Annotated in this window: 9 protein-coding genes and 1 riboswitch; of the genes, 1 reads left to right on the top strand and 8 read right to left on the bottom strand. The window is 39.3% G+C overall.

The features are described from left to right. Positions 1 to 579: 579 nt before the first annotated feature. The 4 genes from AC4E8A_RS10065 to AC4E8A_RS10050 form a co-directional block, all read right to left on the bottom strand. Positions 580 to 756, bottom strand: coding sequence for a hypothetical protein (locus AC4E8A_RS10065; RefSeq protein WP_490198333.1), 177 nt, complete (start codon positions 754 to 756; stop codon positions 580 to 582). A gap of 88 nt (positions 757 to 844) precedes the next feature. Continuing rightward, positions 845 to 1000, bottom strand: coding sequence for a DUF4181 domain-containing protein (locus AC4E8A_RS10060; protein ID WP_490198830.1), 156 nt, complete (start codon positions 998 to 1000; stop codon positions 845 to 847). Positions 1001 to 1294: 294 nt separating this feature from the next. Next, the gene (locus AC4E8A_RS10055) at positions 1295 to 2329 is read right to left on the bottom strand and encodes a serine hydrolase domain-containing protein (RefSeq protein WP_490198332.1); all 1035 of its coding nucleotides are present in this window, start codon (positions 2327 to 2329) and stop codon (positions 1295 to 1297) included. A gap of 274 nt (positions 2330 to 2603) precedes the next feature. Beyond that, complete coding sequence (locus tag AC4E8A_RS10050) at positions 2604 to 2915, bottom strand: hypothetical protein (protein WP_490198331.1); 312 nt, start codon at positions 2913 to 2915, stop codon at positions 2604 to 2606. A 912-nt stretch (positions 2916 to 3827) separates the two neighbouring features. After that, positions 3828 to 3927, top strand: a riboswitch (purine riboswitch). 69 nt (positions 3928 to 3996) lie between these two features. On the opposite strand from AC4E8A_RS10050, the gene AC4E8A_RS10045 reads away from it, so the two are divergent. Further along, positions 3997 to 5181, top strand: coding sequence for an MFS transporter (locus AC4E8A_RS10045; protein ID WP_490198330.1), 1185 nt, complete (start codon positions 3997 to 3999; stop codon positions 5179 to 5181). Positions 5182 to 5863: 682 nt separating this feature from the next. Here AC4E8A_RS10045 and AC4E8A_RS10040 read toward each other — a convergent pair. From AC4E8A_RS10040 to AC4E8A_RS10025, 4 genes are all read right to left on the bottom strand, one after another. Further along, positions 5864 to 6835, bottom strand: coding sequence for a tRNA dihydrouridine synthase (locus tag AC4E8A_RS10040; protein ID WP_490198329.1), 972 nt, complete (start codon positions 6833 to 6835; stop codon positions 5864 to 5866). Positions 6836 to 7073: 238 nt separating this feature from the next. Then, a complete protein-coding gene (gene ltaS, locus AC4E8A_RS10035; RefSeq protein ID WP_490198328.1) occupies positions 7074 to 9014 on the bottom strand; it encodes a lipoteichoic acid synthase in 1941 nt (646 codons plus the stop codon). A 428-nt stretch (positions 9015 to 9442) separates the two neighbouring features. Further along, entirely contained in the window at positions 9443 to 10606 is a 1164-nt protein-coding gene (locus tag AC4E8A_RS10030; protein ID WP_490198327.1) for an endonuclease, read from the bottom strand. Between the two features lie 456 nt (positions 10607 to 11062). Further along, positions 11063 to 12004 (bottom strand): IS30 family transposase, encoded by a 942-nt coding sequence (locus tag AC4E8A_RS10025; protein WP_490198326.1) that lies wholly within the window; start codon positions 12002 to 12004, stop codon positions 11063 to 11065. Between the last annotated feature and the right edge of the window lie 592 nt (positions 12005 to 12596).

Genomic DNA, 12596 nt, shown 5'->3' with positions numbered 1-12596 from the left:
AATATCCTGGTAAATCGTCGTCAAAACCGCGGTGAGCAGGAAAGAAAAGAGCTGCCCGTTCTTTTTCGAGAGTAAAACCCTATGAATACAGGGGAAAAATCCGGCACTTGGGATTTTTCAGAAAGCAACAATATATGCGAAAACAGCCTTTTATAAAAAACTTATCATATGCTTTCTTCATTTATCCTGCATTCAGTTCAAGAGATTCTCTCCATGGAGTTCCTGGTATCCTGCCCCCTGTGTGGAACTAAACCAATTGTTCCCAAATAAAGGTACAGCAGGCAGCTTTTACTCACTGTCTCACCCTGAAAATAAATTCATTTGTGATCATAGCTAAGAGAATGGCGGCAATTAATAGGACAAATTCAGTTATGGTATATTTCCAATCAAAAGTTGATACCATATAAGGTAAGAGGTTTAACTAGAGTGCTATTAAAGTAAAGTAGTTATGCACTTTATTAATTTATATGAGATCCATTCAAGATTTTTCCCTCCAGCCTGCCCGTTATTTTTAAATCCTTCATTTATAAATACCGGCAATCCTCTCTCGATTAACGCCTCTTCTTTATAGCTGTTAGGTCATAACTTCTCAATCAGTGAAAGGGTCAGTATTAACGTTGATATGACTCCCACAGCCATTAATGGAATGACCTCCCGCTTTTTCTTTTCCTTTGAAGACTTTTCCAGTTTCCTGGACACTGATATCCATATAATAATAGAAACTATAGATATCACGGTAATGAAATCTTTTGACATAACATGCTCCTCCTTAGGTTACATTCCGGTAAAATGAAATGATAAGTGTGCATCCGGCACCTGCACTTCCTCTATTGTTAAAAGTATACTAAAAAATCCAATTCTGAAATACAACTAAGACGGCTATTATCATGAGACACATTTCAGTTAAAGTTAGGATGGCTTGTTTGGGATATTCACTATATTTCCATTTGAATAATCCCCTTGCAATATAATCCAAAGTCAAAAAGGAAATAAATCCTATAAAATATAAGTTTGCAAGGCTTTCATACTATATAAAGATAATTGCAAAAATCGGAAGAGTGGCTGCAGAAACAATTCTTATCCAATTATCAACCTTGCGTTGGCATTCAGTAATGTAATTATTAGAAAACAAGTTCGTTTACTTTTCTTTATTCTAAGCATCTTTCTAATTAAAAACGTAACGATTGAGATACTGCCCAAAACTATGATCGCTATGAAGATAACATGCATCCAGAACAAAAAATCCCTCCCTTTTTAATTTTTGTGTAAGCAGGTAACAGAAGAGAGCAATCCATCAAAAGCTGGAAGAGTAGTAAATCTCTCCAATCATCCCTTTCAATTGATGCACACCCAGATCTGTATTCGTCACGATGACCAAGCCAGTCTCCAGTAAGGGAGATGCCACCATCATGGATTGGAAGCCGACTCCCCATCCAAGAGAAGAAATTTCAAGTTCTTCTTCTGCTCCATCTAAAAATACTCCCAGCCCAGTCCATTCTTTCCCCTGAGGGAGAATGATTTCTTTTGCTGACAATTTAGAAAGTCCGATCTTACTTTGGCCATTTACCGAACGAATTAATTCAATGACCAACTTGGCTATATCCACAGATGTTGTCCATAGTCCCGACGCAGCTGGATAAGGATAAAACGAGTATTTCCCATTAATTATGTCGCCGTTTCTGTTATGTCCGCATGAAAAGTTTATCTGTGTTTTTTCAGACAGATTATTTGGGAATGTACTATATTCCATATTCAAGGGTTTGAAAATGAAATCGTCAACTGTAACTTCAAAAGGTTTGTCCGTTATATCTTCAATTATCTGCTGTATAATACAAAAACCGGCATCTGAATAGTGAAATTCACTTCCCGGCTCAATGGTAACTTCGATTGGTATTTTACAATACACCGTTTTGCCTTCCAGTAACTCTACCATTGAAGGAATTTGGTCCTTCAAATTATGTTCAATAAAACTATTCTCTGGATCAACTATTCCAGATTGATGAGTAAGCAACCTGCGCAATGTAACTTTATTATGTAAAGTAAGTTTACTTTCAGGTACTCTCCACGATAAAAGACAGTTGTTCACATCCTCGTCCAGACCTAGAAGTCCACGTTCAACTAAAACCATAACGACCATCCCTGTCACGAACTTACTTATCGAACACGCATTAAAAACAGAATCAGAGTCCACAAGATTAGCAGTGCCTGATTCAAGTAGACCATAATGTTCATTCATACTTATTTGGCCATTTGTGATGTATGTTAAGCTTAACCCCTGAATAGCATGAAACTTCATCCGTTCTTCAATATTTATAGTACTTAACTTCATACAGCACCCCCGTTTTCTTAAATTATACCATTAATGGTAATATATGTTCTTAACAGGCTACTTGGGGGTGTTTCAGTTTAAAACTATTTGTTAACTAGTTATCAAATCAAAAATGTCAGCTGAAAATCAGGCAATAGATCCAGTGCCTATTGCTATACGAGCCAAGGAGAATGCCCGCGATCCGTTTTAAAGTGTCTTCGTCAAGTCGCACTTCTGGGATCCTTTATATTTGAATACGTTTGAGGACCCCTCAACTGCATCGGCCGTGAACAGATTATTTACTAAATAATTTGCGACCGGAGATAAAAGTAATAATGAAAAGGATTGCCAAATGCAGCCACGCCATACTAAGCCAAAAATCGCTGCCATATATGTCTGTAGGAGATGAACCAGAGTCATCAACAAATGCAGCGGTGTTCCAAAATATTTTTAAAGAAATGAGTAAAGAAAAGACACTCAAAATAAAAATAACAGTGGGTCCTCTATTATTTGTAACTCTTATTTTTTTGCCTGTCTTTAGTAAGTATATTGCCGCAAATCCAATCAGTATAATGACGAAAATAAATGGAATAAAAAGTATGGGCATTTTCTCCCTCCTAAATTTTATATTCCTTATTGTTGATACCTTGACTAAAGCTGTAATTCATAAGTCCAATAGTAGGAATGGCTCTTTATCCTCTTTGTTCTTACTGTATTACTTCTTGAATAATAGACGAATGCCATTTGGTTAGAGTTTCATCTATGGGGATTTTCCGTTCATAAAGACCCTTGAAATGAAAGATTTCGTTACGCATCAATAGTCCCTTTTAACCTTTGAATGTTAGTATCTCTTCCTTCAACCCTTTTGTTTCACTGCTTTGTGCAATGGTTGATTTTTTTGAGGTTTGATAGGAATAGGAAAATGTATGAAGAGTATTTACACAAGTTAGGTAAGAATTACTTTGTCTGGACTGGGTTCCACAACAGCCATATTTCCTCCACTATCTCCAAGTGAAAAATTAAGCAAGCAGACATCATATCCACAAAACAAAGCAGCTGCTTTATGAGAATGAAGCTTTAAATTATGAGATAAACCATAGAGCTCTTCTAATAAAGGCGGCCGAATAAGGAATACATTTCCTTCAATTTTTATAACTTATTTCTGGCTTTGTGATTGCTTCAAACGTTTGAACGATTGAGTGGTTTCGCATTTTCATCCCACTATTAACACCAATTTTAAAAGAATCGTCCCTGACCTGAATAATATCCACATAAAAATCCGACACAGCTGCTCCCCCTCTGATTAATGATTTATTCTTTTAACCTCTCATAACGACAATAAGCACACCAATCCTGTCAATTTTTGCTTTGTAAGGACTGAAAAAAAATTCACTATCCTACTGAACCGTTGTAAGATAAAACTTCATTTATAACCTGCTCCTCTAGTAAAGATGGAGTGAAATCTGTAAAATTACACCCTTGAATAATAGGATAAAATCTGATAAAATTTTCAAAGTGTCTATAAAAAGTAAATATACCCTGTATAACCTCAAGAATATGGCTTGAGGGTTTCTACCAGGAACCTTAAAATCCTGATTACAGAAAAATGAATTTTATTCGTTTTCTGTAATCAGGATTTTTTTATGTTCTGAACTAAAATTTAAATTTGGAAGGACGATACTACATTTATGAATTTTAAAGTGTTTATTCTCGCACTATCAACTGTAGCAGTTGGACTAGTTGAACTAATCGTCGGAGGGATACTTCCTACGATCGCAAAAGATTTTAATATATCATTAAGCAGCGCAGGACAATTGATTACCGTTTTCGCGTTGATTTATGCAGTGGCCGGGCCAGTTTTACTTGTTATCACTAGTAAGATTGAGCGTAAAAAACTGTACCTCATTTCTTTATTTGTCTTTTTTACAGGGAATATAATGACCTATTTCAGTTCGAGCTTTACATTTATGATGGCAGCAAGGGTTTTGACTGCCATGAGTACTGCTCTTATCGTGGTGCTTTCGTTGACCATCGCTGCTAAGATTGTAACTCCTGCACATCGAGCAAAGGCCCTGGGACTAATATATATGGGGATCAGTTCATCACTTGTTATGGGGGTCCCGCTTGGAATTCTTATTTCCAACAGTTTTGGCTGGCGTGTCATCTTCCTTGGGATCGCCTTATTATCAATTGGATCAATCGTTCTTATTTCTATCTTTTTAGAGCGGGTACCAGGGGAAAATACAATCCCTCTTTCAAAGCAGTTAAAGGCTGTTGGCAGCGCTAAAATAGGAAGTGCACATCTAGCAACCGTATTTTTGCTCGCAGGACACTATACTCTCTATGCCTATTTCACTCCATTTCTAGAATCTGAACTGAATTTGAATCCCAATTGGATTAGTATCTGTTATTTATTATTTGGGATTGCAGCTGTAAGTGGAGGAGCATTTGGAGGCATTCTTTCGGATTCAATCGGCGCTCCAAAAAGCATTGTCGTTGTGATCAGCGCCTTTGCCATTGTCTTATTCTTGTTGCCACTAACGACATTCTCACTTATACTTTTTATACCAATCATGATGGTTTGGGCCGCTTTAAGCTGGAGCCTGGCACCGCCGCAGCAAAGCTACTTGATCCAAACTGACCCATCTACATCGGATATCCAGCAAAGCTTTAATAATTCAGCGATACAAGTGGGAATTTCTATTGGTTCGGCATTTGGTGGCCTAGTGTTAACTCATTCAAGCAACGTCTCCCATACAGCGTGGTTTGGAAGCGGCATTGTAATTATTTCATTACTTTTTGCAGTCTTTTCTCTAACAAGAAAAACCTTCTTAAGAGAGAAGACAATGGCCATGTCATCGTCAAATGAATAAGAACAAGTAACTGGCGCGCTGTGTATCAAACCGTTATTAGGAAAACGTAGCATCGGCACCCTTTCATTCTAGTGTATTGGACGATTGGTAGAGGCTGAGGCAGAAATTTGGCCAATTACCTCATGGAATGGACCAAATTTGATGGCCTCCGCACACAATTTGGTCGAATTAATTCCGGAATGCACCAAATGGTAGAGGCTAAGGCAGAATTTTGGCCTATTACCTCATGGAATGCTCCAAATTTGATGGCGGACGCACACAATTTGGTCGAATTAATTCCGAAATGGACCAAATGGTAGAGGCTGAGGCGGAATTTTGGCCCTTTACCTCATGGAATCCTCCAAATTTGATGGCCGCCGCACACAATTTGGTCAAATTAATACCGGAATCCACCAAATGGTAGAGGCCGAGGCAGAATTTTGGCCTATTACCTCATGGAATGCTCCAAATTTGATGGCGGACGCACACAATTTGGTCGAATTAATTCCGAAATGCACCAATGGTAGAGGCTGAGGCGGAATTTTGGCCTATTACCTCATGGAATGGACCAAATTTGATGGCCTCCGCACAAGATCCGGTCGATTAATCCGCGCGCTTCACATCTTTTCAAATACATTATCGCTAAGCACCAATATAAAAAGAGCGGAAGTCTAAAAAAACTTCCGCTCTTTTTTATATGAGATTAGTTATTATCGCCATTATCAAACTGATCCAGCAATTGACGTACTTCATCCGTTGTCTGTGTTTCCATCAATTGATTTCTTAATTCGCTCGCTCCTCGGAATTCACGAACATAGATTTTGAAGAAACGGCGCAGCGGCTTAAAAGAACGTGGTTCAAACTCGGTTGTATACTGATCGAAGAGATCAAGGTGCAGCCTTAAGAGATCCAGCAATTCCTTGCTGCTATGTTCTTTCTTTTCTTCCTCAAAGGCAAATGGATTGTTAAAGATTCCACGGCCGATCATAACCCCATCAACACCGTATTTTTCCACGAGTTCCAAGCCTGTTTGCCGATCAGGAATATCACCATTGATTGTCAAAAGTGTATGTGAAGCCACTTCATCACGAAGCTTCTTAATTTCAGGTATCAGTTCCCAATGAGCATCCACCTTACTCATTTCCTTTTTTGTACGCAGGTGAATGGAAAGATTGACGATATCTTGCTCTAATAGGTGCTTTAACCAACTCCGCCATTCATCTACTTCCGTATACCCTAATCTTGTTTTTACACTAACAGGCAAGCCTCCTGCTTTGGCAGCTTTGATCAGTTCGGCTGCAACTTCCGGCCGGCGGATAAGTCCAGAGCCCTTTCCATTTCCGGCTACATTCGCTACAGGACACCCCATATTGATATCTATGCCGCGAAACCCCTCTTTTGCCATTCCGATACTCATTTCACGGAAATATTCAGGTTTATCTCCCCATATGTGGGCTACAATTGGCTGTTCATCTTCTGTAAACGTCAAACGCCCTCGCACACTCTGCCGCCCATTTGGGTGACAGTAGCTCTCTGAGTTGGTAAACTCTGTGAAAAACACATCAGGCCTTGCTGCTTCACTCACTACATGGCGGAATACAACATCCGTCACATCTTCCATTGGTGCCAATATAAAAAATGGTCGTGGTAATTCACGCCAGAAATTATTTTTCATTCCCAAATTCAATCCTCTCATCATCAGGTCATCAGGACAACCCTGATGCAACCACAAAAATAAAAAGCAAAGAAACCTTGCTTCTTTACTTCTTTTACACTTATACCACGTTTAAACCCTTTTTATCAATATAAAATCACTTTTTCAATATACTTTTCATTATAATCAAGGACAACCGAAAACTCTTACTCAAAACAAAAAGCTGCTGAGCCGTTAAGCTCAACAACTTTTCCTTTTATCAGGTCTCACTGCTATCCTGCTTAGTATCATTTGGATCTTCAAGGATATAGTTATAATCTGATCGATCAACCGGTGTAAAACCTTCTGGAGTGTAGAATCGTAAAAGGTCTCCTTCTACAACCCTATCGGAATAATCAAGCTCTTTTTGAACTCTTTCCTTCATTTCTTCTGCTTTTTCTGTTTCTTCCATTTCTTCACCAGTCGTTGAATCATAATATTTACCGTCAGTGTGGGTGATTTCCGGACTTACATAGTTGCCATTTCTAAATGGCACCAATTCATCATGCTCTTCGGATAATAGGTCCGTCCCAAATTGAAGATACTGTTTAGTTTCAATTCCTAATAAGTGCATGAGTGTTGGAAGCAAATCAACTTGACCGCCGTACTGGTGCATTTCGCCGCCTTCCATGCCTGGCACATGTATCAATAATGGCACACGCTGCAGGCCGGCACTTTCAAACGGTGTAATTTCTTTATTTAATACTTTGGCCATCGCCTTATTATGGTTTTCTGAGATTCCATAATGATCACCATACATGACGACTACAGTATTATCATACAATCCGGATTCCTTTAGGTAGTCAAAGAATTCCTTAATGGCTTCATCTGCATACCGGGCAGTCTGGAAATAGTTATCAACAGACGCATCTCCGGTTGTATGGGGAGCAATCGTTGTTTTTTCCTGATCCATTTTGTAAGGAAAATGGTGTGATACCGTCAAGAATTTTGTGTAAAATGGCTGCGGCAATGACTCAAGCAATGGTTGAGATTGTTCAAAGAACGGCTTATCCATTAACCCATACTCAGCCAGTTCGTCTGATTCTAAGTTATAGTAGCCTGCATCAAAGAAATTATCAAAACCAAATGATTTATAAATCTCGTTACGATTCCAGAACGTTCCATTATTTCCATGAAACACTGCTGAAGTATAACCGTTTTGACCCAGGATGGCAGGTGCAGCCTGGTAGGTATTCATTCCTTTTAATGCGAAAGCTGAACCTTGAGGCAGCCCATACATGGAATTCTCTAATAGAAATTCTGCATCAGATGTTTTCCCTTGTGCTGTCTGGTGAAAGAAATTATCGAAGTACATTGTATTTTCATCTCTTGTTAAAGAATTTAAATACGGAGTGACTTCCTCACCGTGAAGCTTATAATCAATCAGGAAATTCTGCATGGATTCAAGGTGGAGATAAATCACATTCATCCCTTTTGCAGCCCCGAAATATTCCGGGTTGGGCTTTGCATAATTCGAGTTATTATAGGCAAGAACCTCCGTTACATCGTCAGAATCTGCAAGTGCACGTTTCGAAGATACTTTAATACTCTGTACCGCATCATAAATCGTATAGTTGTACATGCCTAGATATTTAACAATATAGTTACGATCAAACGTTCTTGTTAACAGCTGCGGACGATCTTTTTCTGCCAGATGAAGGTTCACAGCAAGAATTAAAACAGCTGTTATTAAAATAGCACCGGCATGTCTGCCTTTAACATGTACATTCGATTGTTTCTTCTTAAAGAATAAGCGAATAGCAAGCAAAATAAAGGTATCGGCGAACAATAAAATGTCATGCGGTTTTAAAAGGGATGTTACACTTGTACTTACATCCCCAAAGTTATTGGTCTGCATCAATGTTGGAATGGTAATGAAATCACTAAAGAAACGATAATACACAACGTTTGCAAATAACAAAAAGCTCAAAATAAAGTCAAAAACAATGAGCCATAGAAATTTCCTCTTATTGGACAGTAAGGTTAATCCTAAAAATAACAGGATGGAGCCTAATGGATTTAAAAACAGGAGAAATTCCTGCAAACTATTATCCAAACCCAGTTTAAATTCTATATGTTGTACTAAATATGTTTTGAACCATAACAAAACAACCGCCAAAAAGAAAAGGCTCAGGTGGCTCTTTTTCATTTTCTCAAACATATTTACTTTCACCTCACGTCTTCTTTTTACTAGTAAACTATTAAAATTTGGGAAACCATTCAATAATTTTATAATAAATTGTAGAGAATGTAAAGGTGAAAATATTTTTTGTATACCTATCTTTCAATTATTTGTATAAAGATAACTATCCAAATAGCAGGAGCGATACTAAAAAGAATTTAGCAGCACTTTCCTTTCCTCGGGCAGCATGTCTCTTCTTGTCCGCTTGTGCAGAAGAATGAACAATCACCCCTGAAGACGAGAAAGTTAAGATACAGGATCCTGATAAAGAAGAGGGGGCAGAGGATATCGAACCATAATGAAACCATTCCTAATCAGGAGACTGAAGAATATCGAAAGCTTTTGTCACAGAAAAAGGCAGATCAACGTCCTGACCTGCCTTTTCTCTCCGTATGACCTTCAGTGCCTCACTGCCAAACCATCTTAGCCCATTCGGGGTGATCAATAAACGGATTTCTATTTCCTTGATAGTCTTCAAAAATCACTTCATTTCTATGTCTTTCCAGGGAGTCTACAGGGTCCTGTTCATGCCAATCCAACAAGACAGAAATTTTCCCATGATTAGGACCGCTGCCGTTATTTACGTAATTATTCAATTCCAGGTCGATCTCCCCGCCGTCTCCTTCATAACGCACAGCCATGTAGAAAAGCATTCGGGCAACATCTCCCTTGACTTCATCACGCGGTTCCCAGGAGTCATTGTCATAATAATTACCTGGTGCTTCCATATGCTCGCTTCCACCTCTATCAAAGTCAAGGTTTCCTCTTGAGGAATTGACCGTCACATCTGTTGGACGCAGATGATGAAGATCGGTTCCCGGCCCTTGGGCTGTACCAAAGTCACCGTGTGATTTGGCCCAGACATGTTCACGGTTCCAGTCATTCACACTGCCGCCATTCGTATATTTTGACTGTGACCGTCCTGAATACAGCAATAGGACGTTATTGTGATTGGTCGGGTCTTCATCCGTCGAACGTAATGCATCCCATACTTCGCTATAAGAGAGCGTTGAATGGTCATCAATAATAGTATGCAATTCCGTTTTCAAGGAATCTCCCGTTTTCCCTTCTGCTGTCTTATAGTATTCTTCATAAGATATTGGATCAGCAGGATCTGGGTCTTGGCTTTGCGTTACATGGAAAGCTGTTGTGGATTTCACACCTGCATGAGCGAAATAATACGTTAGAGACCCTGTCACTTTAAGCTTCTCTCCCAATAGCTGAGGATTGCTTTGAAGTCCGTAGCTGGAACGAAAGGAAGATGGGATTTGGACATACACCACATTAGATATGTTTGCTTCATTTGGAGAATCTGCAAGCGCAAGGGCATAATCATTCGGAAAATTACTGGAGACCACATTAGTGGCAGATGTTGGCTGACCTACTATGTAACCTTCTACAGAATAAGCAGAACCATTTTGAGTCGATGATGCCTGACTAACTGTAAACGGCGAGTTCCAATCACCAATGCCTGTTGCACTGATCTTGTCCAGCTGAAAAGAAGTACTAACCAGTAGAACCGTTAACAAAACGGTTATGATACCAAACCACTTGCCTGAAAAACGTTTCATTATAACCTCTCCCTTAAACTCTTTGGTCCCCTTCTTGACTGGAGGATCTAACCATTCCTGTTCCTTTTAAATGGCTCTTTTGGTAAACTTTGTTGCTATTCAATGTGAATTTCAAATAATAATTTGGTTCATCGGATAATCCCCTTTAAGCAGGAACGAAAAGAACTACTTCCCCTTTTTCGAGGGGAAATCCATGGATTACAGGGGAAAAATCCGGCTCTTGGAATTTTTTCGAAAGCAACAATTAATGCGAAAACAGCCTTTTAAAGATAAGCATTCTTTTTGAAGACCTTCATCCCTCCCTTTGCTTGATTCATTCCTGAAGCCCTTCTTTTGGGTGTATCGGTTCCTATGGTAAATAAGAATAACCCATAAGTAAACAGACTTTACAGTTAATTTACGAACTATTACTAAAAGAATAAATTGGTTTTCTTTTTTGAAATATAAATTGTCAACTCAAGTCGAACACGGCAAGAAATTCATGAATACCTCAAATGGCGTATTATAATTGAGCACTTTCCGGGGGACCTGGTTAAACGTCAAGAGAAAGTCCATAATGTCCTTCTGGGTCATCCGGCTGAAATCGGTACCTTTTGGGTACTTGCGCCTAATGCGGCCGTTGCTATTTTCATTGGTACCACGCTGACCTGGTTTGCCGGGATCCGAGAAGTAAAAGGGAACTTCCAGCCCTTTCTCCACTTCTTCCCAAAGATGAAATTCCTTGCCGCGGTCTGCGGTGATGGACTTCACCACTTTTTTAGGCAAGTTTTTCAACACATGGATGATGGACTGGGTGGTTTCACTCGCCGTTTTTGCCGACAGTTTATAGATAATCTCAAACCGGCTGGTACGTTCGGTCAACGTGAGAATCTGACTTTTGTGCGACTTACCAATGACTGTATCGACTTCCCAATGCCCGACTTGGCTTCGAGGCGCATTACGAGCATGAATTTTTTTAAGACGGGGCATCTTGCCTCGCGTTTCCGTCATGTTGTTTTTTAACTTCCGCCCTTTTCGAATCAGAAGCTTTTGGGACAGCTTAAACAGACCGAGGGCAGCGTACCGGTAAATGCTTGATACACTGATTGGAAAAGGTTTCTTATGCATTTTCCTATACCTGCCTACAATGCTTTCCGGCGACCAGCCCAGCTGGAGTTTGGACAAGATATAGTCAACATCTTTTTGATCGACCGTGCGTCTAGAGCCACAGTTTTCCCGCTTGGCATCGTAGTCGAGCTGAGCCTGCAAGGCATTATAAGGTTTACAGCGTTTTAGCTCGTAATGAATGGTGCTTTTGCTTCTTTTCAACTGTGAGGCAATGTAAGACAGCGATTTCTTTTCCAGGCAATAACTTTCGATTAATACACGTTCCTGTGGTACGATATGGGTATAGCTCATTTGGGAACACTCCTTAGTTGATTGGCGTTAACTATTGTGTACCCACTTGAGCTATTTTAATTTACGAGCCGTTCGACTTAATATGATAATCTACAAATTGAATTATTCTCAAAAAAAAAAAGAACCAGACTGCATCTGTTCTTCCTGTCAACGTCTTAATAAACGGCTCTCTTCCTAAGCTTTGTTGTTGAATTTAATAAAATATGGCTTTCTTCATCATTAAATTCCAGGTGAAAGATCGGCTCTCGTGATATTTGCAAAAGCAACCCATACGTTGGTATCCTCACTTTCCAAAGAATGGCGGAAGGTGTATACCAATATCAAACAGTACACTCAGGACAAAGAAGAAAAACACAGCCAACATACAAATGCCAGCAAACACTCTCCAAAGAAGATTATCTTCATGAGTATTGCTTTTTCTACCCTTTTTTCTATATATGCCCTGAACTTTTCTAAGCTTTTGATTCTGTACTTGTTTCTTTGGATGCATGCTCCTCACCCCTTCATTAATGAACGGCAAAATAATATGAACGCTTAAAGTCCGGTTGTTCCCAAAAGAAAGGAATAAAATGAAGCCCCCAAGGAAGCTTCC

This window comes from Bacillus sp. SRL337 (assembly GCF_984799155.1).
Note: the sequence above shows the minus strand (reverse complement) of the source record. Positions and strands in the feature narration are given on the sequence as shown.

Coding starts and splice junctions, on each gene's coding strand:
- AC4E8A_RS10065 (WP_490198333.1), bottom strand. CDS start 756: ATGTCAAAAGATTTCATTACCGTGATATCTATAGTTTCTATTATTATA.
- AC4E8A_RS10055 (WP_490198332.1), bottom strand. CDS start 2,329: ATGAAGTTAAGTACTATAAATATTGAAGAACGGATGAAGTTTCATGCT.
- AC4E8A_RS10050 (WP_490198331.1), bottom strand. CDS start 2,915: ATGCCCATACTTTTTATTCCATTTATTTTCGTCATTATACTGATTGGA.
- AC4E8A_RS10045 (WP_490198330.1), top strand. CDS start 3,997: ATGAATTTTAAAGTGTTTATTCTCGCACTATCAACTGTAGCAGTTGGA.
- AC4E8A_RS10040 (WP_490198329.1), bottom strand. CDS start 6,835: ATGAAAAATAATTTCTGGCGTGAATTACCACGACCATTTTTTATATTG.
- ltaS (WP_490198328.1), bottom strand. CDS start 9,014: ATGTTTGAGAAAATGAAAAAGAGCCACCTGAGCCTTTTCTTTTTGGCG.
- AC4E8A_RS10030 (WP_490198327.1), bottom strand. CDS start 10,606: ATGAAACGTTTTTCAGGCAAGTGGTTTGGTATCATAACCGTTTTGTTA.
- AC4E8A_RS10025 (WP_490198326.1), bottom strand. CDS start 12,004: ATGAGCTATACCCATATCGTACCACAGGAACGTGTATTAATCGAAAGT.